This window comes from Clostridium sp. MT-14 (assembly GCF_042436595.1).
GTDB classification, from domain to species: domain Bacteria; phylum Bacillota; class Clostridia; order Clostridiales; family Clostridiaceae; genus Clostridium_B; species Clostridium_B aromativorans.
On record NZ_JBHMIY010000008.1, the window covers coordinates 43,738 to 67,980 of the forward strand.

Genomic DNA, 24,243 nt, shown 5'->3' on the forward strand with positions numbered 1-24,243 from the left:
GAGAAAATTAGTTGATTAAAAAAATAAGTACCATTTGCAATAAATATTTTGCACTTTTAGTTATAATAATTGCCATAATAGCTTTGATGAGGCCTAATACATTTTTATGGGTGGTCCCCAGAGTGTCACTCTTGCTTGGAATCATAATGTTTGGAATGGGAATGACTCTAAAGAAAGAAGATTTTAAAGAAGTTTTCACAAGACCCAAGGATGTACTGGTGGGTATCATAGCACACTACATTATAATGCCGGCTGTAGCTTATGCATTGTGTGTATTTTTAAAATTACCAAAGGATATTGCAATTGGTGTAATACTTGTAGGGTGCTGCCCAAGCGGTACTGCATCCAATGTAATGTGTTTTATAGCAAAAGGTGATTTGGCACTTTCGGTGTGTATAAGTTCCATATCCACAATTTTAGCTCCTATTTTTACACCGGCTCTTATATTGTTATTGGCAGGAAAATGGGTTGACATACCTGCTGCGGCACTGTTTGTTGATATTTCCAAAATAGTGATACTGCCTATTGTTCTTGGAGTTGTCTTCAATAAGGTTGCAGGCAAAACGGCTTCCAGAGTGGTAAATGTATTACCTATTGTCTCGGTGATAGCCATAGTTTTAATAGTTGGCGGAGTTGTAGGAGCAAATTCCAAAAAGCTTATTACTACTGCTGCAATTGCCATAGGAGCTGTTGTACTTCACAACTTGTTTGGTTTCTTGTTTGGATATCTGGCTGCCAAGGCAATGAAAATGGATTATGCAAAAAGAAAGGCAGTTTCATTCGAGGTTGGAATGCAGAATTCGGCTTTAGGTGTTTCACTTGCCATGAACTTTTTTTCTCCTGTGTCAGCCATACCGGCGGCAATATTCAGTGTATGGCACAATATTTCAGGTCCCACTCTGGCGAGTTACTGGGCCAGTAAATTCAAAAAAGTGGATAAATAGGTTCTGCAATTTTGGTTATGCACAATAGGCAAATATTTTTACTTATTGTGCATAAAAAATATATTGAACTTTCTTATAAAGGGAAGAAAACAGAAAATATACGAGGAGATATAGATATGAAAGTTGCTGAAGCAATCATCCAATGTTTAAAAAAAGAAAATGTGAAGGTGGTATTTGGGTATCCAGGTGCTACGGTTATTCCCATGTATGAGGCTTTGAGAAAATCAGATATTGAACATGTACTTGTAAGGCAGGAGCAGGCGGCAGGTCATGCAGCCAGTGGATATGCCAGGGCTACCGGAAAAATCGGAGTTTGTATTGTAACGTCAGGGCCAGGTGCTTCAAATATTATTACAGGCATTGCTGCTGCTTACATGGATTCGATTCCAATGGTTATTATTACAGGACAGGTAAAATCTACATTGATTGGGAGGGATGTTTTTCAGGAATTGGATATTACAGGGGCTACTGAGTCCTTTACAAAATATAATTTTCTTGTGAAAAAGTCGGAGTATATACCTAAAATTATAAAAGAGTCATTTTATATAGCTCAAACCGGAAGAAATGGTCCGGTACTTATAGACATACCTGTAGACATAATGGATGAAGATATTGATGATTTTCAATATCCAAAAACCGTGAATATAAGGGGGTACAAACCAACTATAGAAGGACATCCTGGACAGATAAAAAAAATAGTGAGTAGAATTAAAATCAGTAAAAGCCCTCTCATATGTGTGGGTGGAGGTGTTATTCTTTCTGAAGGTGAAAGGCAATTGAGAGAATTTATAGAAAAATCCCATATACCTGTTGTTCATACACTAATGGGAAAGGGCGCGATGAATGAGGAAAGTGATTACTATATAGGTATGATAGGAACCCATGGTTTTGATTATGCCAATAGGGCCGTAGATAATGCAGATGTTTTAATACTCATTGGAACTAGAGCCTCAGATAGAACGACTTGCGGCATAAGTCAATTTGCAAAAAAAGCAGATATAATTCATATAGATATTGATCCTGCTGAAATAGGTAAAAATTTAAATGTAAACATTCCAGTAGTAGGAGATATAAAAAATATTTTAGAGAAATTATCTGAAAGAATATGCCCTTTAGATACAACACAGTGGATGTGCAAAATAAGAGGATGGGAAAAAAGTATGCAGTCCCAAAGGAGGGGCACGGAGAAGGTAAATCCCAGATATGTTCTTGACAATGTATCTCAAGTATTGGAAAAGGATGCAATTTTAACTGCAGATGTAGGACAGAATCAAATTTGGTGTGCACGTAATTTTAAAATTATAGGCAAAAGAAAATTTCTCACTTCTGGAGGCCTTGGCACCATGGGCTACTCTATCCCGTCGGCTATTGGGGCAAAAATAGGATGCCCTAATAAAGAAGTGGTAGCCTTTGTTGGTGATGGTGGTTTCCAGATGAGTATGTTTGAGCTTGGTACTATTTTGGAAAGAAAGATAAATATAATTATAGTGCTTTTCAATAATTCAGGACTTGGATTGGTTAGGGAAATTCAAAGGAATAACTGCCTTAAAGAGTTTGAAGTTAATTTTAAATACAACCCGGATTTTATTAAACTGGTGGAATCCTATGGATTGCCAGCGAAAAGAGTAAGAAATGATGATGAATTTAAAGAAGCTTTTCAGGAAGCATTGCATTCAGACAGGGCTTTTTTAATAGAATGTATGGTGGATCCAGGTGAAAGTACATTTTAGAAGGGAGTTGAGCAGCATAAAAAGATATGTACTGTCAGTATTAGTGGAAAATCATTCTGGGGTCTTGAGTAAAATAGCTGGACTCTTCAGCAGAAGAGGGTACAACATACACAGCCTTACTGTAGGGGTTACAGGAGACCCTAAAATATCAAGGATGACTATTGTCTCATTGGGGAATGATCATATATTTGAACAGATAAGCAAGCAATTAAACAAATTGATTGAAGTTATAAAAGTAATAGATCTGACGGATACCCAAGCTGTTTACAGGGAATTGTGTCTGGTGAAGGTATCTGTGGATTCAAACAGTAAATTAATTGTTATGGAAATTGTAAATGCTTTTCGAAGTAACGTAGTGGATATGGATGAAAAAAGCCTTACAATTGAAACAACTGGTGATGAAAAAAAGATATCTGCTTTTATTGATATTATGAAGTCATATGGAATTAAGGAAATTGTACGTACAGGACTTACGGCTATTTATAGGGGAAGTAGATTGGAAAATGATGTAAAAGTGATATAAAATCGAACACTGTTCAAAAAAAAGACGCCGTTTAAGACGTAATATGATAGAAAAATGAACACAAAATTTAAAGGGGTAGGAATGTACAGAAAAACCGGGTGTTAATTTTTGGCATATATATTGCTGTATGATATACTGTATGTATTGTTTTTTAAAACATATAGTATTAATAAATTGGAGGAATTAAAATTATGGAAAGATTTACGCTGCCAAGGGATATTTATTTTGGCAAAAATTCATTAGAGCATTTAAAGGATTTAGATGCTAAAAAAGCTGTAGTGGTTGTAGGCGGGGGATCTATGAAAAGATTTGGTTTTTTAGGCAGGATAGAATCTTATTTAAAGGAAGCAAATATACAGGTTAAGCTTATTGAAGGAGTAGAACCGGATCCATCCGTTGATACTGTCATGAAGGGTGCCAGGATCATGAGTGAATATAAACCGGATTGCATAATAGCAGTAGGTGGAGGATCACCTATTGATGCTGCTAAAGCCATGTGGATATTTTATGAATACCCTGATTTTACCTTTGAAGAAGCAGTGGTTCCTTTCGGGATTCCTAAATTAAGGCAAAAAGCAAAATTTGTAGCCATACCATCTACCAGCGGAACAGCAACTGAAGTAACTTCATTTTCAGTTATAACAGATTATAAGACCAAAATAAAATACCCTATGGCTGATTTCAATTTAACCCCGGATGTGGCAATAATTGATCCCGAACTTGCGGAGACCATGCCTAAAAAACTTACGGCATATACTGGAATGGATGCATTGACCCATGCAATAGAAGCTTATGTAGCAAGCTTGCATTCTGATTTTTCAGATCCGCTTGCACTTCATGCTATAGAGATGATTAACAAATACTTATTGAAATCCTATAAAGGAAATATGGAAGCAAGAGGGCATATGCACATAGCTCAATGTCTGGCAGGAATGGCATTTTCAAATGCACTTCTGGGAATAACACACAGTATGGCGCATAAAACCGGTGCAGTTTTTCATATACCACATGGGTGTGCCAATGCTATATTTTTACCCTATGTAATAGATTTTAATAAGGGTGCTTGTCCAGAGAGATATGCAGATATAGCTAGAGTTCTTAAACTTAAAGGAGAAAATGACAATGAACTGATAGATTCATTAACGGCAATGATTCGAAATATGAACAGGAATATGAATATTCCTCTCACATTGAAGGATTACGGAATTAGTGAGAGTGATTTCAAGGAAAATCTTGATTTTATATCTCACAATGCAATGGAAGATGCCTGTACTGGGGCTAATCCTGCAAAGGTAACCGAAGATGAAATGAAAAAACTTTTCCAATATATATATGATGGGAAAAAAGTAGATTTTTAATATTCAGTTTTAGAGCAGCGGATATATATTTAGCCGCTGCCCTTTGCCGTAAAATTTGTTTGCTGAATTCTATCTGGTGATAGAATTTCTTTTTTGAATAATTTTTATTACCAGACAGCATATGAAAAATAACAGTAAAGCTTTCAAGTAAATGGGAATACTTTTCTTGAAAAGTTCCTGTTTTGATAAATCAGAATAGATTTTATAACTTTTAGAGAAATTTCTTTCTTTTATAGTCAAATCACCTAATGGGACCTCACCCTTTAAAGCTTTTGAAGTGGTATTTGAAAGATTTATGTTCCTCTTTAGCTCCTTTTTATTGAGGTCATTAGCATAATAGGTTACATTTTCTTTAATTTTTATAGGAACTTTTATATTTATATAGGGACCTGTAAAATACAGAGGTCTGTATTTTACAATCTCTTTTTCAATTATGGAATTCTTTTTATATAAAATACTTCTTGGCTCATTATAACTCCAGTTTATTATTTTTTCCATATCATTGAATACATAGGTATCTTTAGGATCGTATATTGAGTTCATTACTACTCCTAATATCTGTCTTCCGTTTCGGCTGTATATAGCCACAAGACACCTCCCAGCAGGTACTGTGTACCCAGTCTTGCCTGCAATACAGCCGTCTTTTCCCAATAGCTTGTTTGTATTTTTAATGGGGAAAGTAAGTCCACTGGAAGTTTTTACTGTAGTCTGGTAAGTTCCCATGGTATTTTTTATCCAGGAGCTTTTAAAGGCCTCTCTTGCAATTATGCTCATGTCATAGGGCGTAGAATAATGATCTGGATTATGCAGGCCATTTGGAGTAACAAAATGGGTGTTTTTCAAATCAAGTTTTTTTATATATTCATTCATTTTTTTGGAAAAATCACTTGCATTTTTGGATATATTTTCTGCAATTACATAGGCCAGATCGTTGGCTGAGTGCATCAAAAGCCCGCTCATTACATCCTTTGCAGTCATTGAATCTCCTACCTTAATAGGATGGATGTCTTTATTTAAAGAAGAAGTGGGTTGATTTTTGGCATCCTCAGTATAAGCCAGCATATCCTTTGGCTTTTTGTTTTTTTCAAGCAGAATAGCTGTGAGAAGTTTTGTAGTACTGGCTGGATACACTCTTGTATCAGGGTTTTTTTCATATATTATTTCATTTGTTTGCATGTCTATTGTTATAGCCGCTTTTCCGTAAATGTCGGGTTTTGGATTTTTAGTTAAGTCAGCAGCAGATACTTTGTAATTTAAAGAAAATATAAATATGAAGAGATATAATAGTATGTTTATTCTATGCTTCAAAGTGCATCACTCCACTTGTCCAAAATTTATCCGAACGCTACCAGTGTTAATACTTCAACTTCTTAAAGCTCACGATAAGCACTGCTATGCGCCGGGATAAGTTCTTCTAAAGTTCAGATGGAGTAAGTATTCTTTATAAGCAAACTCTATCTGAACTTAAGAATCACTTGATATGTATATTTTATCTAAAACATATTATATAATTAATTATGACATTTTAAAGTATATCATTAAGAAGTGTATTTTACAATTGAGAACTATTGTATTCTAGGAGGTATTGATTTGATAGAAAGAATTGAGCATATATTTAGAGGTAGAAAAGGAAAAATTATGGGGGATTTTAGTAAAAGCGCAGTGGCAATTCCCCTTTGTGAAGAAGAAAAAAGATTAGATATAATTTTTGAAGTAAGGGCCTTAAATTTAAAGCATCAGCCGGGGGATATATGTTTCCCGGGAGGAAAAATGGAAAAAGGTGAAACTCCTCAGGATACGGCTGTGAGGGAGACCATGGAAGAATTAAATTTAAAAAGAGAAGATGTAGAGGTTATAGGTGAAATGGATTATGTTGTAACGCCCTATAATTTTATAATGTATCCCTTTGTATGCAAGGTGAGTAAGAAGAATATAATTCCAAGCAAAAGTGAAGTGGATCATATCTTCAAGGTGCCTTTAGAATTCTTTATGGAAAATACTCCTCTTGTCTATGAAATGCCTGTGGTTTCAAAACCTGGAAAGAAATTTCCATACAAGCTTGTGGTAAACGGGAAAAACTATAAATTTAGAAGTGGAAAAATAACAGAATACTTTTACCAGTATAGGGAATATGTAATTTGGGGATTTACAGCCTATATAGTAAAAAAATTTGCAGATATGATAAAAAGCAATTTTTAAAGGACTATGAGGATATGAAAAATGAAGATTTTCGACTTTTGCCGAAAATCTTCCAAATAATAAATTGAGCTGAACCTATTCATCGTAGGTATCAGAATATTTTCCAAGTAAGTGATGTTTTAAATCCCAAAGCTTTTTGGATAGATCTACATAATAATGATGGGGATTTTCAAACCTCAGTGTTTCAGGCCAAAGTTTAGAAGTTTCCTCTTGTACTAGAGCTTTAATATCTCTTACATCTGGACTTTCATATATAAGGTGTCCCTTGTCAAATATTTTTACCATCAATTCTTTAACATAATAATTTTTTATTTTTTTCCTTTTCCAGGTAAACACAGGATCAAATATTTCCAGAGGCTTATCTGTATCTATTTTTTCATCATGTAAAGCCACCAAATCTGCAATGGCTTTATTCTCCTCTTTATTGTAAATTCTATATATTTTTTTAAATCCAGGATTGGTTATCTTTTCTTCGTTTTCACTTATCTTTATTTTAGGTATTATATTTTCATTTTCATCCTCTATAGCGGATAATTTATATACTCCTCCAAATACAGGCTCCGATTTTGCAGTTATCAACCTTTCACCAACGCCAAAAGAATCTATACAGGCACCCTGGCTAAGTACATCTCTTATGATGAATTCATCCAGAGAGTTTGAAATAACTATTTTTACCTCTGAAAGACCAGCTTCATCCAATATCTTTCTGCATTTTTTGGTCAAATAGGTTATGTCGCCGCTGTCAATTCTTATGCCCTTTGGTTTGTAACCGTTGGGGATCAAAAATTCTTTGAAAACCTTTATTGCATTGGGTAAACCTGATTTCAGTACATTGTAAGTATCTATTAAAAGTATACAATTATTTGGATATACTTTTGCCCAGGCTTTAAAAGACTCGTATTCAGAAGGAAATAGTTGTATCCAACTGTGGGCCATAGTTCCAACAGCTGGTATTCCAAACATTTGGTCAGCTATAGTACAGGCTGTGGAACTACAGCCGCCTATAACTGCAGCTCTGGCACCATACATTGCTGCATCGGGACCCTGGGCTCTTCTAGAGCCAAATTCCATTACAGGTCTTTTGCCTGCAGCTTTACAAATTCTATTTGCCTTTGTGGCAATCAAGGTCTGGTGGTTTATAGTCAAAAGTATCATGGTTTCAAGGAACTGGGCTTGAATGGCAGGACCTCTTACAGTTACAAGAGGTTCACCGGGAAATACTGGATTTCCTTCTGGTACAGCCCACACATCACAGGAAAATTTAAAATTTTTAAGATAATTTAAAAATTCTTCTGAAAATTGTTTTTTGGTCTTTAGATATTCTATGTCTTCCTGGGAAAATTTTAAATTTGATAAGTATTCTATAATCTGCTGAACTCCAGCCATAATGCAATATCCTCCATTGTCCGGGATACGCCTGAAGAACATGTCAAAATAAGCTATTTTATTTCCCATATTGTTTTCAAAATACCCATTACCCATGGTGAATTCATAGAAATCTACCAGCATAGTAAGATTCCTTCCATTTGTAATGTCAAAATTTTTCGAGCTTTTCATAATAAAAATCTCCTCTATTTATGTTTTAATTTGGGTAATTGTGAACAAAATTATGTATATACATATTGTAATACTTAACATAAAATATTACAAGGATTATGGGATTCAATAGGTTGATTACAAATGTGAGGAGTAGATGCAATGGAATATAATTTAGATATAAATCAAATAAGGGCGGTACATAGTGAGCTAAAAAATGTAATGATCTGTGCGCCACCGGGTTCAGGCAAGACGACGGTTATTATAAATAGGGTGAATTATTTAATAAACACTAAAAAGGTTGATCCAGAAGACATATTGGTGATAACTTTTACAAGATCCTCTGCTTTTGACATGAGAAACAGGTATTTATCAATTTCAAATACAGAAAATATACCTTTCTTTGGAACTTTTCATTCTCTGTACTATAATATACTGAAAAAATACAGAGGTAAAATAGAAATGATATCATTGCCAAAAGCATGTCAATTAGTCAAAAATGTACTCGTATCATATTTGAATTCCATAGGTGATGAAAAAGTAAAAGAAATTTTAAATGATATATCTCTTTTAAAAAATACAGGATATAATATAAAAGACTTCAAGAGTAAATCAGACAAGACTGTATTTGTGGAATGTTTTAATAAATATGAAGAATATAAGGCAGTAAATGGTTTAATGGATTTTGACGATCTTCAATTGAAAGTTAAAAAAATTTTTCGAAAAGATAAAAACATTTTGGACTATTACAGAAAAAAATTCAAATATATACTGGTGGATGAATTTCAGGATTGTGACAAAGTGCAGATAGAAATTTTACAATTAATCGGCAGGTATAATTATCTGTTCGCAGTGGGAGATGAAGATCAATGTATATATTCCTTTAGAGGTTCCAGGCCTGACAGCATGGTGGATTTTAAAAAATACTTTCAAGATGGAGAAAAGCTTTTTTTAAAAATAAATTATAGAAGTGCAAAGAATATAGTTGAAATGTCCAAAAGTGTTATATATAATAATAAAAATAGAAATTTGAAATCTATTTGCAGTAGTAGACAGGAAAATGGGGAAATTGGTTTTAAGATATTTCCAAGAGAAAAAGAACAGGCTTACTATGTGGCAAAATCCATAGAGAAGCTTGTAGATAAAGGTAGATATGGACACAAAGATATTGCCGTACTTTATAGAACCAACATAGAATCAAGAATTCTAATAGATGCCTTTTTGAAATACAATATAAAATTTAAATTGTTGGATGTACAGTATAATTTTTTTGATCATTTTATATGCAGGGATCTAATAGCGTATTTTAAATTTTCTGTAGATATGTGTGATAAAGAAAGTTTTATGTCTATTATAAATAAACCTTTTAGATATATAGGAAGGGTAAACATAGAAAAGGTGAGAAGAAACAAAGTAAGTGAAAACTGCTTTGAAATTTTAAGAAAAATAGATGATATTCCCATTTTTCAGCTTAAAGTTCTGGATGATCTTCAGAAAAAGATGAAAAAACTGAACAAAATAAAATTAAAGGATGCTGTGGAATTCATATTAAATAAGGTGAATTACCTGGATTACTTAAAAGTTTACTGTAGTAAATCAAACAGAGATTTGGAAGAATTTCAGCATATCTTACGCGAATTCAAAGCTTCTTGTGAGGATTTTGACACAATAGATGAGTTTTTAGATCATGTAACTAAGGTGAAAAACACTATAGAGCAGAGTGCTAAAGAAAAAGACAGGGTCATATTAAGTACAATTCATGGTGTGAAGGGAATGGAATTTAAAAATGTATATATAGTAAACTGCAGTGAAGGACTTTTGCCCCATGAGAACAGCATTGAGAATAATCTCGAGGAAGAAAGGCGCTTATTTTATGTGGGAATTACAAGGGCCATAGATAATTTGAGTTTGTGCTGCAGCAGTACCATAAGGGGAAAAACAGTTCAGGTGTCCAGATTTATAAAGGAGTGCGGTATATTTAGTACATATGATTATGCTGAAAAGTTGCATTTAAAAATAGGAGATGCTGTAGTTCACAAATTATACGGAGAAGGAAAGATAGTCGATAAAAAATATAATTCCATAAGTATACTATTTTACAATAATATAGAGAGGGAATTTAAATGCTGTGCACTTTACAGCAGCCAATTGATAGAGAAAAAACAAAAAGCTTTGTAGTAAACAGTATAAATATTATGTAAATTAAAATAAAATGTAAACTAAAAGGAGAAATATATAATGACAAAAGCAGCAACTAAAACAGGAACAGATCCGACAGCACTTGTAGCTATTGAACAATATTTTCCTGAAACAGAGCGTATTATCGACGATAACTTGGCAGATCAAATACTACCCTCTGGAAGAGGTTTTTTATGGATGATGCATCTTAACTCAGTTAGAAATTGGATGGTGCGAATTACTGAGAAAAACTTTCCTGGTCTCTGGAGCTGTATGATGTGCAGAAAACGGTATATAGATGAAGAGCTAATAGATTCAGTCAATAAGATCGGAGCAGTAGTGAATTTAGGAGCTGGATTTGATACTCGTGCATATAGATTGAAAGAGCTTTCTGATATTCCCGTTTGGGAGCTAGATCAACCCAAAAACATTGAAGCTAAGAAGATTCAACTTGGCAAAGTGTTCGAAACTATTCCATCACATGTAAAGCTTGTTCCAATAGACTTTGACCATCAAGATATAAACACTAAATTGAAATCTCATGGGTATTTGGCAGATAAACGAACATTTTTCATATGGGAGGGTGTTACACAATATTTAACTGAAGAAGGTATTAGATCAACATTTGACTTTCTTTCAAAAGCTGCACCGGGAAGTCGTCTTGTTTTCACGTATGTTCGTAAGGATTTTATTCAAGGTCAATCTAAGTATAGATGGGACAAGATATATGAAAAATATGTGATAAATAAGATCTGGATTTTTGGAATGGAGCCGGTAGAATGGCCTAATTTTCTAAAAGAATATGGATGGCGGGTGATTGAGGATATAGGTTATGATGAAATGGCTGAGAAATATGTTGTACCTACTGGTAGGAAACTGGCTTCAACTCAAGTAGAGCGGATGATTTATACAGAGAAGCTGTGATACGTTCTAGAGTCCTACAAAAGAGCCTATCTGTATTCTATGACAAAGGCCTCATCTGTAAAAGGTGAGGTCTTTTAACTCTATTCAAATTATCTATAAATATGAATCAAGTTAACGCGAAAATAATATTGCTTTTTAATTGCTTTCCATTGCTTTTTCGATACTTGAAATAAAGTCACTAGCTTTTATATCTAAACTTTTGCAGATTCTAAAAATGATGTTTAAAGTTGGATTTCGCTTCTGGCGTTCAATCATGCTGATATAGGTTCTGTCAACATTACATTCATGTGCAAGATCCTCCTGAGATAATCCACATTTTATTCTGCGGTTTCTTAAAGTTATAGCAAGTGCATTTTCTAATGTCATGTAAACCACCTCTCGGATTTAATTTTAAAAAAAATGTTACAAATTGTCTTCATACTATAATCTACAACAAGCGATTTTTGTGATATAATTTAAAAGTGTTTTGCAATAATTTGTATAAATGTTAAACTTTAATTGTTATTTATAAGAAAGGCAGGTTGAAATTTACGTGATAAATGATAAAGTAAACGATTTGAGAGAGAGATTACATAAATTAATTGAGGAAGAGGCGGATTATAGTGAAATATTAGAGGCAAGTCAAAAACTAGATAAATACATAAATCAGGTTACGAAGAGTACAAGCAGTTGAGAATTTATTGTGATAAATTGATAAAACTTTATAAGCTTAAAAAACTTCTGTTTTTATAATGGAATTCCTTTTAAGAAAGGTTTGTATGATAGATAAGAAATGCAAATAAATAATTGATATTAAAAATATACAGATAGAGTGTTAAAACTATTTGACTAAGTCAACTAGTTTGCTTATAATTATTTTTATGAGAATAAATAAACTAGTTTGGAGTGATTTTATGAAAAATAGAAACTTAAACACAATATCAGAGGTAAGAATTTTTAGTCGATTTTATACAAATGTCTTGGGACTTTTAAATCAAGGTATACTGGATAGTGCATATTCATTAACGGAAGCTCGTATACTTTTTGAGATTAATAAAACTAAAGAATGTACCGCTAATATTTTGATTGATAAACTAAATATTGATAAGGGATACTTAAGTAGGATCTTAAATCGCTTTAAATCGGATGAATTGATTACTAAAGAAAAATGTTCTGGGGATGGACGTTTGAATTTCCTTGAATTGACAGAAAACGGTAGGAATGTCCTATCAAATCTTTCAAAAAGATCTGATAAACAAATTTCTAATCTAATAGATCACTTAGATGAAAGTGAAAAGGAAAGTTTAGTTAATTCAATGGAATGTATTATGAAATTACTGTCTTATGGTAAAAGAGCTTTCAATATTAGATCATATAGAGAAAGTGATATAAAATACATTATTGAAAAACATAGAGAATTATATAAAAAGGAGTTTGGGTTTGGTAATATATTTGGAGATTATGTTGAGAAATATTTAATTGAATTTCATAAAAAACATAATCCGGATTTAGAAAATATATGGATTGCAGAAGAAAGTAATAAATCCGTTGGCGTAATAGCTATAGCTGCAGATAAAACAGATTCTTCTTTAGCGCAGCTTAGATGGTTTTTAATTGATCCAAGTGAAAGAAATAATGGATTAGGTCACATGCTTTTAGACACGGCAATTAATTTTTGTAGAGAGAAGAATTATAAGCATATTTTTTTATGGACTGCTGATGTACTCAAAACAGCCCGTTATCTTTATGGAAATTATGGATTTAAGCTAACTGAATCAGCTGATAATACTACGTGGACAGACCATCTAATTAAAGAAGAACGTTGGGACCTATATATATAATCATTTGCCTTCGATGAAAGTGCCTGCATTTGGAATCTCTTTCAGCAGTATAAATTCTAATACTGTGGAAAGCAGCGCTGTAGAATTTGAAGATCCATTCGGAAATAGGTTGGGCATAACTGATTATACTAAAAAATAATCCATTTAATATAATGCATATATTGTGTATAGAAACGGCCTAGCAGTTCAATATTGCTAAGCTGTTTCTATGATAACCAATCATCATATTATGGTAGGTGAGGAAAATTTAATTGTTGATTTTTCAAAAATGTTCTTTTAAATTTCGTGTCGTAAGATATGGATCATCTGAACACATTACAAGGGACATTACAGCAGCACCATAAATATCAGTTTTCAATAATTTATCTATGTTGCTTTCATTTATACCGCCTATTGCTATAATTGGAATTGAAACATTTTTCAGCATATCTTCCAAAAAAGCAATTCCTCTGGGTTCTAATCCCTTTTTACAATTTGTTTTGAAAATGTGTCCTGCCAGAAGGTAATCTGCACCCTTTTTTTGCACATTTGCCGCCTCTAAAGTGCTGTGAACAGATACTCCTAAAATACCCTTGAATTTAAAATGTTCATTCATATAATCTGCATAATTTGTGTGAAATCCATCAGAATTTACTTCTAGAGCAGCTTCCATATTGCCGTTTATTATAAGAGGTACATTTTGAGGTTCCGTTATCTTTTTGATTTTTTTAGCAAGCTGAATTATTTTACTACAGTCCAAATCTTTTTCACGTAGAATTACGGCATCTGCACCTGCTTGTACTGAACTTTCTATTATATCAAGCATGTTGTTATTTTTTACAAGTTTTCTATTCGTTACTATAAATAGCTTTTGTTTCATAGTGCTATAGGTTCCCAATCCTTCATTACAGGAAAATATCCTTTTTTGATTATTGCCTGTTTCACCTCTGTTAAGCTTCTTTTATCGGAGTTGTCAAATTGCATTTCACCAGGATTCTCCTGAGTATGTCCTCCAACTTCCGTAGATACGCCTGCAGACATTTTGGTGACACCGAGAGGTATGAGATTGTCCCTCATTTCCCTGGATTCTCTTGTGGTTATGTTGGTACCTGATCTTGGAATAAAGAGTTTAAGTGCAAGCAGTATTTGTACCATGTTTTTGTCACTTATTTCATGCAGATCTTTGAAAAAACCTGCATGAGGCCTTATCCGTGGAACTGAAAAATTCACATCTACTCCAGGAAATTTTTTTTGTATATATGCACCGTGCAGTCCACCTAAAAAAGCTTCTTCTCTCCAGTTATAGAGACCATAAAGCGGGCCGAGACCTACGGAATATATACCAGCTTCGCAGGCCCTTTCTGGTGTTTCAAGTCTGTATCTGTAATTTTTCTTTGGACCTCCAAGGTGGACCTTTGAGTATACTTCCTGGTTGTAGGTCTCCTGGTACATAGTAAGACTATCTGCACCGGCTTCAACAAGTTCTCTGTATTCTTCCTTTTTAAGAGAGTATATTTCCAGACATATTGAACTGAAATATTTGTTCATTATTTTTACACAATCTCTTATATAGGAAACAGGCGAATATTTTCTGGATTCTCCTGTCAAAATTATTACATGTCTGAACCCCATGTCATGTACAGCTTTTGCTTCTGTATCAACTTCATCGAGAGTGAGTACCTTTCTGTTTATTTTATTTGTACAATTATATCCACAGTAAGCGCATCTATTTGAACAGTAATTGGCAACGTACATGGGAGTGTACATGACAACGTTTCTTCCAAAGTATTTAAGTGAAAGTCTGTGAGATTTTTGAGCCATCTCTTCCATATGCTTTTCGGCAGTAGGAGAGAGAAGCGCCAGAAAATCCCATTTATCCAGTTCCTCTTTATCTATTATTTTTTCAATTTGTCTGTCTGTAACTTTTTTAAAAAAGTTTTCATAATCAAAATCTTTTAAATTTTGCACTACATCATAAAAGGTCATTTTAAACACTTCCTATCTTAAAAATCCTGTAAGAGGAGATGAGGCTACGGCGACTTCTTTTTCAACACCGGGTTTTGAAAGAAAAGCTTTCCTTCCTGCTTGTATTGCAAGCTTGAAAGCTTCGGCTATGAGTACAGGGTCTTCTGCTGTTGCAAGGGCAGTATTTGCAAGTACTGCATCGGCTCCCATCTCCATGGCTTCTGCGGCGTGAGATGGCTTCCCTATACCTGCATCCACTACAACTGGTATATCTATTTCGTCAATTATAATTTTTAATAGTTCTTTTGTCTTAAGACCTCTATTTGTCCCGATAGGTGCACTCAGAGGCATTACTGCAGAGGCACCGGCATCTACAAGTCTCTTTGCATCCATTAGATCCGGGCTTATATAGGGAAGTACAACAAATCCTTCTTTTACAAGGGCTTCAGTAGCCTTTAAGGTTTCATAGTTGTCGGGAAGCAAGTATTTGCTATCTGAAATAACTTCTATTTTAACCCAATTTCCACATCCTGTTGCTTTAGCTAAATGTGCGAGCCTTATAGCTTCTTCTGCATTTCTTGCACCGGATGTATTTGCCACGAGTATGCAGCTTTTATCTATAAAATTCAATATGTTGTCATTTGGTTCTGCAGCGTGGATATCCATACGTCTCAGTGCTACGGTTATAATTTGTGCTTCAGAACTTTTTATTATATCAGGCACTATTTCATTTGATGTAAATTTACCAGTCCCAATAAAGAACCTGCTCTTTATTTTTCTATTTGCTATTATAAGTTCATCCATAAATTAAAATCTCCTTTAATTTTGATTTATTGTATATAATGTAAATTATCTAACCACCTCCGACATAACGGATTATTTCTACTTTGGAAGTGCTTGATAATTTTTTGGATTTGTACTGTTCCCTGTCTACTAACTCTAAATCCACTTCAATTACAACGGTGTTTTCGTCTATATTTAATTTGTTTAGTAATTGTGATACTGTCGTTTCGGGGGCAAAATCCAATTCTTCTCCATTTACGGTCATTTTTACACCTCATTTCAAAAGCAATTGGAATCGATGTTCTAGTCTTTATCCCGAAGGATATTTATGTTTTTTCCTTCCATTACCTTGTTCATGTTTCTTACAGCACACATTTTTCCACACATGGTACAGGTTTTTTTATCTTCAGGTGTTGAGCTCTTTCTGTATTTTCTGGCTTTTTCAGGGTCTATTGCAGTATCTAATATTTTTTCCCAGTCAAGTGCTCTTCTGGCCTCAGCCATTTTGTTGTCCCAATTTCTTGCACCTTTGATTTCCTTTGCAATGTCTGCAGCATGGGCAGCTATTTTGGCGGCTATAATTCCATCCTTCATATCCTGCAAATCAGGCAGTCTGAGGTGCTCTGCAGGAGTTACATAACAGAGAAAATCCGCTCCATAAGTTGCAGCAATAGCGCCGCCTATGGCGCTTGTTATGTGATCATATCCAGGTGCTATATCTGTTACTATGGGACCTAGTACATAAAATGGAGCATCATGACACAGCTTTCTTTCAAGCTTCATGTTGGTTTCTATTTCATTAAGAGCCATATGACCGGGCCCTTCTATCATTACCTGTACATTTCTTTTCCAGGCTTTTTTTGCCAGTTCACCTAAGGTCATGAGTTCCTTTATCTGGCTTGCGTCTGTAGAATCATCTATACAGCCAGGTCTACAGGCATCTCCCAGACTTATGGTTACATCGTATTTTTCACATATGTCAAGAATTTTATCGAAGTATTCATAGAAAGGATTTTGTCTCTTATTCAAGTTCATCCAAGCATACATCAAGCTGCCTCCTCTTGAGACAAAATTCATAAGTCTCGGGTTTCTCTTGAATATCTGTGCTGCTTCCAGATTTATACCGGCATGGATGGTCATAAAGTCAACCCCATCTCTTGCGTGGGCTTCTATAACGCTTAAAAGTTCCTCAGCAGTTATATCCTTTAATTCTTTATCATAAAAACCAACTGCATCGTATATGGGTACAGTACCTATCATAGAAGGAGACATAGCCACTAACTTGTTTCTAAATTCTCTTGTTTTCCCAAAACAACTTAGATCCATAATGGCCTCAGCTTTCATGTCTATTGCTTTTTTCACTTTGTCAAGTTCCAGATCTATATTACAGCAGTCCTTTGAAATGCCAAGATTGACATTTATCTTTGTTTTAAGCCCTTTTCCCACGCCTTCTGCACTTAAATTTTATGATTTTTATTGGCTGGAATGACAGCTTTGCCTTTGGACATAAGGTGCATGAGATCCTTGACATCCATATTTTCCTTTTTGGCTACTATACGTATTTCTTCCGTGACTATTCCTTTTCTGGCAGCATCCATCTGGGTTGTATAATTCATTTTATCAATCTCCTTCTTGATTTTATGGATAAAAAAATAGGGAGCAAATGCTTCCCATAGGATATAAAAACTCTGAATGTTTTTTAAACAGCGTAAATTTCCCTACGTTGGCATTATCCAAATCAGGTTATAAGGGTAAAAGATAGTATCTTACTCTCAGCCCATCAACATGGGCTCCCCTGTAACATTGTATTTTTAAATAAAAAAGGAGTGTCTGATGAAAACACTCCTCGAATACACATTTTAAATATTTGCTTCCCTACGGTAGTGTTAACTACATCAAGTTCAAAGGGTCAGGTTTTACCTTCTCAACCGAAACGGTCCCCCCACAAACAATTCTATTTACTTTACATATATATAATAGCACTTATCCATATATATGTAAACATTTTTAAAAATTTTCCACTTGTTTTGCACATCTAATCAATTCGTCAGCCGCCTTTGAGCACAGGGAAGCCAGATCTTCTATGTGAATTTCTTTTGAGGCAGAAGAGTCAAAAAAGATGTTTGCCTGGGCTTCGAATTCTTCATCTGCCAGCCATAAGACCAGTACAACGGGCACATTTGGAAATATGTTAAACTGAAGTGACATATCTCCCAGGCATAGTTTTTTAGCATCAAGTTTTTTCCCGGCCTTTAGAAATAGTTCATCTCTGTTTCCGAAGTATTTGGTAAGTTTGTCTATACCATGGCCGGCAAAAAAATCATAGGTGCAGCCTACACCTTCTATTTCCCTGTAGGGTACCCATTTATTGGTCAGTCCACTTTTGGTGCATCTGCAGAGATAGCTCATGATCAGTATTTTATCCATTACCGTATCGGATTCATAAGATAGATCGTTGTGATTAAAATCCTTTAATGTAATAGAGCCTTCCGGATAGGAAATTAAATATTCCCTGTTAAAGTATTTTAAGGTGAACATATTCTTTTCAGCGTCATATTTTGCTCCACTTTTTTGGACAATTTCTTCCAGGGGACGCCGGCTGAATTTTTTACATAGATCCTTATAACACAGCACATAGTTGTTTTTCTTGTTTCCTATTGTGAAACACCTCTTTTCTATCAAGTATTTTTTGAAGCAGGAGACATGATATATTTTAATTATATACTATTTAATATATATAAAAACAGCATTATATTTGTGAATGATAATGCTGTTTTTGTGTTATTTAATATAATATTTTTTGGCTTTACACTTCAAAACGGAAGCCGATTATGAAATTATCCGGCTTCTTTTTTGACTAATAGGCAGCAGCTGCTGCAGGTTGTCTGTAATGAGAATAATCTCCGGGATATCTTGAAATATGTTTTGATAAATTATCGGATCTATGTCTGAAATTGGAAATACTGTTGATGTTATTGTTGTAACTGGAGTTAGTAGTTGTTGTAAATGATTCACCATCTGCTCCGATCTCAGAGGGATAAATTGCGATATTTCCACCATTTGATATCATGGCAACAGGGTGGATTTTGTTGCTGGAATCAGATAATGAATTTCCATTGACTTTGGCCGATTGATATTTTACCTCATCCGCGTTTGCTAGAGGTAGAAGCTGATTGTTCTGATTAGCCGGATCTTCGCTGATCCATTCTGCGGATGTGCCTATTTTCTGCTCATAGGAAGAATCAAGGGTAGTGGATATAGTTTTTGTTACTGCTTCTCCTTTAGGCGTAGTTGCAGTGAATGTTAAATTCCATGTGGAATTCGAAGCCTTGGATATAGTTACACTGATAGTTGAGCCAATTGGGATACTAACTATATTCTGGGCAGCATCGGGCAATTTTTCCCAAAAAACTTCAACTATAGGTTGTCCATTTTGTATCTCCTCTATAGTTCCCATTTGAAGGAGATCTTCAGAATTTACTCCTCCCAAGCCTATCCATTGTGCGGTTGAGGCATTTTGACGATTGGATGTAATATTAGGTACTGTCCAACTTCCTGAAACGCTTGTATAAGTATTGTTCTGGGAAACAGGTACAGCTATATAGCCTGCCCAATTACCTGATTTTTCAGTGTTAGCTGGAAGATTAACCCTATTTATGGTGTTTTGAGGCTGGTAGTTATAAATTGAATGAGTTATATTCCTCTTTGGAAAATAATTTGATAAAATATAGCTGCCTCTGTAAGTATCGCCGAATTGTTCCTTTGCAATTGCAGATCCGGCTCCACTTCCCAATACCACAAATAATGCCAGCAGCAAAATTTGAAGTTTTTTTAAGATGTTTTTCATTGATTAATTTCCCCCTTCCATTATATTTATAAAAAATGAGTATATAAAAACTACTTGATATACAATAGTTTCTCGCTAATATATTACAAAATCGTGGTAATAATATTACCATATTGTAAATTTTTTGCCTTCAATTATATTTATTGTGAAAGAAATTCATTGTTGGTTAAATCAGGTTCTGAATTTACAAGGTTCTGTAGAAGGTATTATTATTTGTGATATAATAATTACTATAAAATTGGACCGCGTAGGAGATTGAGATAAAATATGAAGGATATACATAAGAGGATCGATGAAATATTACCACGGATAGCTGATCCGTATTTCAGACAGAATAAGGGACTTGGAGATGAAATAGGATTTTATATTTTTGATTATGATCCTAAATATGAGCTTTTAATTAGGGATAGAGTTAAATTTATAGAGGAAAAGGCAAAAAAAGCCTATGGGCTCAATATAATCGAGTTTGACCTTTATGATATTATTTTGAACATTTTAAAATCAAAGGGATATCTTGAAAAAAACTTTGAGATGGAGAAAAAAAAAGGAAGCAAATATGTTTTAAATGCAACCAAGAAAGCTCTTAGACTTACATTGAAAAATGATCTTATGGTAGGGTATATAGCAGACAGGATTGGCGGAAGCGATATAATATTTTTAACTGGAGTTGGAAAATCATGGCCTATAATCGGATCATATGGAGTGTTAAACAACCTGCATAGAGTTATAGAAAAACAACCTCTTGTTATGTTTTTTCCAGGCACCTATGATGGAGGCTCCCTAATGCTGTTTAATATTTTAAAAGATGACAACTATTACAGGGCATTTCAATTAATAGATAAGTATTGAATTATGGGGGAGACAAAAAAATGAAATTTATTTTGAAGGATATGTTTTATAAAGAAATAGACAGGGATATAAAAGGTGTTATCAAAGTTGGGCAGGAAGATGATGAAAATGTAAAACAGGAACTAGATGAATATGTTGTAACCAGTGAGTTAAAGAAACACATAGATGAGTTTTTTGAAATGTATAAAACCAGTATACTGGAAGATACGGATAAGAACGGGGTGTGGATTTCAGGATTCTTTGGAAGCGGTAAGTCCCACCTTTTGAAAATATTATCCTATCTTTTGGAGAATAAAATTATAGATGGTAAAAATGCTATTGATTATTTTAGTGACAAGGGATTGGATAATTTTACTCTTGAGAATATGAAACTGGCTGGGGATACCCCGACCGATGTAATTCTTTTTAATATAGACTCCAAATCAGAGGCGGATTCTAAATCGAATAAAGATGCCATTGTAAATGTGTTTAATAAAGTGTTTAGTGAAATGCAGGGTTTTTGTGGATCAATGCCATGGATAGCGAATATGGAACGGCAGATGGTTAAAGACGGTGTATATGAGAAATTTAAAAGATTTTTTAAAGAGATGTCCGGAAAGTCATGGCTTGAATCAAGAGAGGATTTTTATTATGAGGAGGATTCAATTGTAAAGTCGTTATCTGAAACTACAAAGATGAGTGAAAAATCTGCAAGGAATTGGTACAATAAATGTGAAGAAAATTATTCACTTAGCATAGATAAATTTACATCTAGGGTAAAAGAATACATTAAATCAAAGGGAAAAAACCATCATGTTATATTTATGGTAGACGAAATGGGACAATATATTGGAGATAATACAAAACTCATGTTAAACCTCCAGACTCTGGTGGAAGATCTCGGTACTAAATGTGGTGGAAAGTGCTGGGTTGTTGTCACTTCACAGGAGGGTCTGGATGAATTTACAAAAGTAAAGGGAAATGATTTTTCTAAAATTCAGGGAAGATTTAATATCCGGCTTTCACTGTCTTCTGCAAATGTTGACGAGGTAATAAAAAAACGTATACTTAGGAAAAAAAATACTGCCGAAAGTTATTTGAGATTGTTATATGAGCAGAAGGAATCAATAATAAAAAACCTGCTGACTTTTACATCAGATACTGCAGAAATGAAAATTTACAGGAATGAAAAGGAATTTGCAGAAGTCTATCCTTTTATACCCTATCAGTTTAATCTCATTCAATCTGTATTCAATGGAGTGAGGGAACATGGGGCATCCGGTAAGAGTCTATCCAGGGGAGAGAGAAGTTTGCTGGGGGCATATCAGCAGGTTGCGGTGGATTATATGGAAGAAGATACAAGGATGCTTGTCCCTTTTTCCTCCTTTTACAAAACTATAGAGATCTTTCTGGACTCCTCCATTAGATCAGTTGTAATTTATGCAGAAAAAAATGAAAAATTAGATGCCTTTGACGTGAAAGTTTTGAAACTGCTATTTCTTTTAAAGTATGTAAAAGAAATAAAAGCAAATATAGAAAATATATCTACACTGTTGGTAAATAGAATAGATGCAGATAAATTGCATATAAAAAAAGATGTACAGATTTCTTTGAAGAAACTTATGAGGCAGACACTCATTCAGAAAAATGGAGAAGAGTATGTATTTCTCACAAATGATGAACAGGATGTAAATAGAGAAATAAACAACATGCCCGTGGATATTGGAAAAGTCACACATAAGATTTCTGAAATCATTTTTGATGATATATATAATGGCGCTAAATTTTCCTATTCGAGAAGGTATCAATTTACTTTTAATAAAATAGTAGATGACAGAACAATTGGTTCTCAGATAAATGAAATAGGAGTGAGGGTAATAACTCCAAGTTTTGAACTGCCCCGTGATTCCAGTGAGGCCGAATTAAAACTTCTATCTGTCAGGGAAGGTAACGTTATTTTAGATATTTCACAGGATTATTCATATCTTGATGAAATAGAAAACATGTTGAAGATAGATGAGTATCTCAGAATTAAAAGCGGTATAAAATCCAGTGCTGCCGTAGAAGATATCAAGGTAAAAAAAAGCAGGGAAAGAGGAGAAAGAGCTAAAAGGGCTAAATTCTTAATAGAAGGGTCAATGGAAAAAGCACCTATATACATAAATGGAAGTTTAGTAGATATAAATGAAAAGAATCCTATAGACAGAATGAACAGTGGATTGAGAATATTGGTGAATTCCAAATACAACAAGCTGAATTATGTAGAAAAATTTACTAATAGTGTAAAAGAACTTTATGATATTGTGGATAAAAAATTTAACCAGATGGAGATTGCAGATACAAATCCAAATAAACTAGCGGTGGATGAGATACAAAATCATATACAGATCAGTTCATCCAGAAATCTTCAGGTTACAGTTAAAACTGTATTGGCTAAATTTTCAAACCCTCCTTATGGATGGAAGGGTTTAGATATAGCTGCTGTTATAATAGAGTTGTTTAAAAAACAGTGTATCAAGGTGATATTAAATGGGGAGGTAATTAGCCCCAATGATAGGGAAATAGTGCATTATGTTACCAAAAGGGAATATGTTGAAAGGACAATATTGAAGATCAGAGAGAGAGTAAGCCAGAAATATGTAGATACGGTAAGAGATTTAAGCAGGGATATGTTTAATTTTCTGTCCCTTCCCTCTGATGAGGATGGAATAATGGATATATTCAAAGGAGAATGTAAAAATGAGCTCTCTAAGATCAACGAAATGCTTGTTAAATTTTCTTCTAGAACGCGTTATCCTGGAGAAGAGGTTCTGCAATTGGGAAAAAGATTATTTCAGAAAATAATGGAGATCACGGATACAGTGGAATTCTTCAAAAGAATATATGATCTTGAAGAGAATTTTCTGGATTATGAAGATGATGTGGATGATATAAAAGCATTTTTTTATAAGAAAGAAAATGGTGTGATTGACTTTTCTTCTACAGGTGAACAGAAAATTATATTTGACAGAGCTGTGGAAAAACTGAAAAATTATGATGTAAATAAGGAATATATAATAGATGATGACATGAATGTGATTATGAAGAAAATAAGAGAGATACTCAAAATGAAAAGACCTTATTCTCGAATACATGAACTGCCTGTTCTAATAGAAAAGTACAATGACAAAGTAGTAGTACTTTTGGAAGAAAAGAGCATTCCAATAAAAGAATTCATAGAAAAGTGCAGAGATCAAGTTTTTGATGTCTTGAAAACATGCAGCTTCAAAAGTATATTTGAAGACAAGGTAAGAGGGGAGTTTGAAGATCTTTACAATAGAGTTGAAAGTGCGGATAATTTTGCAGTGATAGCTTCTATGTCCGATTTGGCAGAGAAGGTCAAACTTAAATGGGTGAAGATAATAGTTGAAGAAAAAGTTCAAAAAATGCAAAGGAACAATGATAGAGGGCCTGAAATTGTTGTGAAAATAAAGACTCTGAGCATGAGAGAACTGGTGAAGGGTCAGAAAATTATAAAGAATGTCCAAGATATAGATGAAGTGGTGGAGTTTCTAAGAGGTAAGTTGAAGGAGGAACTGAAAGACAATACCATAATAAATTTGATATAACAGATGAGTTAGGGGAAAAGC

Annotated in this window: 20 protein-coding genes, 1 pseudogene and 2 riboswitches; of the genes and pseudogenes, 11 read left to right on the top strand and 10 right to left on the bottom strand. The window is 34.0% G+C overall.

The features are described from left to right. Nucleotides 1–11: 11 nt before the first annotated feature. The 4 genes from ACFHWD_RS07900 (at nt 12) to ACFHWD_RS07915 (ending at nt 4,555) form a co-directional block, all read left to right on the top strand. The gene (locus tag ACFHWD_RS07900) at nt 12–944 is read left to right on the top strand and encodes a bile acid:sodium symporter family protein (protein WP_229981607.1); all 933 of its coding nucleotides are present in this window, start codon (nt 12–14) and stop codon (nt 942–944) included. Nucleotides 945–1,060: 116 nt separating this feature from the next. Beyond that, the gene (ilvB, locus tag ACFHWD_RS07905) at nt 1,061–2,674 is read left to right on the top strand and encodes a biosynthetic-type acetolactate synthase large subunit (protein WP_150355676.1); all 1,614 of its coding nucleotides are present in this window, start codon (nt 1,061–1,063) and stop codon (nt 2,672–2,674) included. A 16-nt stretch (nt 2,675–2,690) separates the two neighbouring features. Then, on the top strand, nt 2,691–3,197 hold the full coding sequence (gene ilvN / locus ACFHWD_RS07910) for an acetolactate synthase small subunit (RefSeq protein ID WP_207707987.1): 507 nt from the start codon (nt 2,691–2,693) through the stop codon (nt 3,195–3,197). A 191-nt stretch (nt 3,198–3,388) separates the two neighbouring features. Further along, nucleotides 3,389–4,555, top strand: a complete 1,167-nt coding sequence (locus tag ACFHWD_RS07915; protein ID WP_150355675.1) for an iron-containing alcohol dehydrogenase — start codon at nt 3,389–3,391, stop codon at nt 4,553–4,555. 69 nt (nt 4,556–4,624) lie between these two features. Here the strand turns inward: ACFHWD_RS07915 and ACFHWD_RS07920 are convergent, their stop codons facing one another. Continuing rightward, a complete protein-coding gene (locus ACFHWD_RS07920) occupies nt 4,625–5,863 on the bottom strand; it encodes a D-alanyl-D-alanine carboxypeptidase family protein (protein WP_150355674.1) in 1,239 nt (412 codons plus the stop codon). 282 nt (nt 5,864–6,145) lie between these two features. Between ACFHWD_RS07920 and ACFHWD_RS07925 the strand changes: the two genes are divergently transcribed. Continuing rightward, nucleotides 6,146–6,754 (top strand): CoA pyrophosphatase, encoded by a 609-nt coding sequence (locus tag ACFHWD_RS07925; protein ID WP_150355673.1) that lies wholly within the window; start codon nt 6,146–6,148, stop codon nt 6,752–6,754. 75 nt (nt 6,755–6,829) lie between these two features. On the opposite strand, the gene ACFHWD_RS07930 is transcribed toward ACFHWD_RS07925, so the two are convergent. Further along, entirely contained in the window at nt 6,830–8,311 is a 1,482-nt protein-coding gene (locus ACFHWD_RS07930) for a nicotinate phosphoribosyltransferase (RefSeq protein ID WP_150355672.1), read from the bottom strand. A 141-nt stretch (nt 8,312–8,452) separates the two neighbouring features. On the opposite strand from ACFHWD_RS07930, the gene ACFHWD_RS07935 reads away from it, so the two are divergent. Both ACFHWD_RS07935 and ACFHWD_RS07940 read left to right on the top strand, forming a co-directional pair. Beyond that, nucleotides 8,453–10,468 (top strand): ATP-dependent helicase, encoded by a 2,016-nt coding sequence (locus tag ACFHWD_RS07935; RefSeq protein WP_378061306.1) that lies wholly within the window; start codon nt 8,453–8,455, stop codon nt 10,466–10,468. Between the two features lie 60 nt (nt 10,469–10,528). Further along, a complete protein-coding gene (locus ACFHWD_RS07940) occupies nt 10,529–11,392 on the top strand; it encodes an SAM-dependent methyltransferase (protein ID WP_150355670.1) in 864 nt (287 codons plus the stop codon). A 135-nt stretch (nt 11,393–11,527) separates the two neighbouring features. On the opposite strand, the gene ACFHWD_RS07945 is transcribed toward ACFHWD_RS07940, so the two are convergent. Next, complete coding sequence (locus tag ACFHWD_RS07945; RefSeq protein ID WP_150355669.1) at nt 11,528–11,758, bottom strand: helix-turn-helix domain-containing protein; 231 nt, start codon at nt 11,756–11,758, stop codon at nt 11,528–11,530. Between the two features lie 166 nt (nt 11,759–11,924). Between ACFHWD_RS07945 and ACFHWD_RS07950 the strand changes: the two genes are divergently transcribed. Together ACFHWD_RS07950 and ACFHWD_RS07955 are read left to right on the top strand one after the other, a co-directional pair. Further along, nucleotides 11,925–12,065, top strand: a complete 141-nt coding sequence (locus ACFHWD_RS07950; protein ID WP_150355668.1) for an aspartyl-phosphate phosphatase Spo0E family protein — start codon at nt 11,925–11,927, stop codon at nt 12,063–12,065. Nucleotides 12,066–12,285: 220 nt separating this feature from the next. Beyond that, nucleotides 12,286–13,212: a helix-turn-helix domain-containing GNAT family N-acetyltransferase gene (locus tag ACFHWD_RS07955; RefSeq protein WP_150355667.1), complete on the top strand. Its 927-nt coding sequence runs from the start codon at nt 12,286–12,288 to the stop codon at nt 13,210–13,212. Nucleotides 13,213–13,474: 262 nt separating this feature from the next. Here the strand turns inward: ACFHWD_RS07955 and ACFHWD_RS07960 are convergent, their stop codons facing one another. The 7 genes and pseudogenes from ACFHWD_RS07960 to ACFHWD_RS07990 all read right to left on the bottom strand — a co-directional run bounded on the left by ACFHWD_RS07960 (nt 13,475) and on the right by ACFHWD_RS07990 (nt 19,786). After that, a complete protein-coding gene (locus ACFHWD_RS07960; RefSeq protein WP_150355666.1) occupies nt 13,475–14,071 on the bottom strand; it encodes a thiamine phosphate synthase in 597 nt (198 codons plus the stop codon). Beyond that, the gene (thiH, locus tag ACFHWD_RS07965; RefSeq protein ID WP_150355665.1) at nt 14,068–15,177 is read right to left on the bottom strand and encodes a 2-iminoacetate synthase ThiH; all 1,110 of its coding nucleotides are present in this window, start codon (nt 15,175–15,177) and stop codon (nt 14,068–14,070) included. The genes ACFHWD_RS07960 and thiH overlap by 4 nt, the downstream gene beginning before the upstream one ends. 12 nt (nt 15,178–15,189) lie before the next feature. After that, nucleotides 15,190–15,960: a thiazole synthase gene (locus ACFHWD_RS07970; protein ID WP_378061310.1), complete on the bottom strand. Its 771-nt coding sequence runs from the start codon at nt 15,958–15,960 to the stop codon at nt 15,190–15,192. A 49-nt stretch (nt 15,961–16,009) separates the two neighbouring features. Continuing rightward, nucleotides 16,010–16,204 carry a sulfur carrier protein ThiS gene (gene thiS, locus ACFHWD_RS07975; protein WP_150355663.1) on the bottom strand — a complete coding sequence of 65 codons (195 nt, stop codon included), beginning with the start codon at nt 16,202–16,204 and terminating at the stop codon, nt 16,010–16,012. 38 nt (nt 16,205–16,242) lie between these two features. After that, nucleotides 16,243–17,555 (bottom strand): annotated as a pseudogene (gene thiC / locus ACFHWD_RS07980) (phosphomethylpyrimidine synthase ThiC). A gap of 80 nt (nt 17,556–17,635) precedes the next feature. Further along, nucleotides 17,636–17,746, bottom strand: a riboswitch (TPP riboswitch). A 47-nt stretch (nt 17,747–17,793) separates the two neighbouring features. Next, nucleotides 17,794–17,893, bottom strand: a riboswitch (TPP riboswitch). 53 nt (nt 17,894–17,946) lie between these two features. Next, entirely contained in the window at nt 17,947–18,573 is a 627-nt protein-coding gene (locus ACFHWD_RS07985; protein WP_378061313.1) for a DUF3786 domain-containing protein, read from the bottom strand. Between the two features lie 223 nt (nt 18,574–18,796). After that, nucleotides 18,797–19,786: a G1 family glutamic endopeptidase gene (locus ACFHWD_RS07990; RefSeq protein WP_179977425.1), complete on the bottom strand. Its 990-nt coding sequence runs from the start codon at nt 19,784–19,786 to the stop codon at nt 18,797–18,799. Nucleotides 19,787–20,053: 267 nt separating this feature from the next. Here ACFHWD_RS07990 and ACFHWD_RS07995 point away from each other — a divergent pair, with 267 nt between their 5' ends. Together ACFHWD_RS07995 and brxC are read left to right on the top strand one after the other, a co-directional pair. Next, nucleotides 20,054–20,635, top strand: a complete 582-nt coding sequence (locus tag ACFHWD_RS07995) for a DUF1788 domain-containing protein (protein WP_150355660.1) — start codon at nt 20,054–20,056, stop codon at nt 20,633–20,635. 20 nt (nt 20,636–20,655) lie between these two features. Continuing rightward, complete coding sequence (gene brxC / locus ACFHWD_RS08000) at nt 20,656–24,222, top strand: BREX system P-loop protein BrxC (protein WP_179977424.1); 3,567 nt, start codon at nt 20,656–20,658, stop codon at nt 24,220–24,222. Nucleotides 24,223–24,243: the final 21 nt, after the last annotated feature.

Bases quoted from the DNA above. Each gene is read 5' to 3' on its own strand.
- ilvB (WP_150355676.1), top strand. From the start codon at position 1,061: ATGAAAGTTGCTGAAGCAATCATCCAATGTTTAAAAAAAGAAAATGTG.
- ACFHWD_RS07915 (WP_150355675.1), top strand. From the start codon at position 3,389: ATGGAAAGATTTACGCTGCCAAGGGATATTTATTTTGGCAAAAATTCA.
- ACFHWD_RS07930 (WP_150355672.1), bottom strand. From the start codon at position 8,311: ATGAAAAGCTCGAAAAATTTTGACATTACAAATGGAAGGAATCTTACT.
- ACFHWD_RS07935 (WP_378061306.1), top strand. From the start codon at position 8,453: ATGGAATATAATTTAGATATAAATCAAATAAGGGCGGTACATAGTGAG.
- ACFHWD_RS07940 (WP_150355670.1), top strand. From the start codon at position 10,529: ATGACAAAAGCAGCAACTAAAACAGGAACAGATCCGACAGCACTTGTA.
- ACFHWD_RS07945 (WP_150355669.1), bottom strand. From the start codon at position 11,758: ATGACATTAGAAAATGCACTTGCTATAACTTTAAGAAACCGCAGAATA.
- ACFHWD_RS07955 (WP_150355667.1), top strand. From the start codon at position 12,286: ATGAAAAATAGAAACTTAAACACAATATCAGAGGTAAGAATTTTTAGT.
- ACFHWD_RS07960 (WP_150355666.1), bottom strand. From the start codon at position 14,071: ATGAAACAAAAGCTATTTATAGTAACGAATAGAAAACTTGTAAAAAAT.
- thiH (WP_150355665.1), bottom strand. From the start codon at position 15,177: ATGACCTTTTATGATGTAGTGCAAAATTTAAAAGATTTTGATTATGAA.
- ACFHWD_RS07970 (WP_378061310.1), bottom strand. From the start codon at position 15,960: ATGGATGAACTTATAATAGCAAATAGAAAAATAAAGAGCAGGTTCTTT.
- thiS (WP_150355663.1), bottom strand. From the start codon at position 16,204: ATGACCGTAAATGGAGAAGAATTGGATTTTGCCCCCGAAACGACAGTA.
- ACFHWD_RS07990 (WP_179977425.1), bottom strand. From the start codon at position 19,786: ATGAAAAACATCTTAAAAAAACTTCAAATTTTGCTGCTGGCATTATTT.
- ACFHWD_RS07995 (WP_150355660.1), top strand. From the start codon at position 20,054: ATGAAGGATATACATAAGAGGATCGATGAAATATTACCACGGATAGCT.
- brxC (WP_179977424.1), top strand. From the start codon at position 20,656: ATGAAATTTATTTTGAAGGATATGTTTTATAAAGAAATAGACAGGGAT.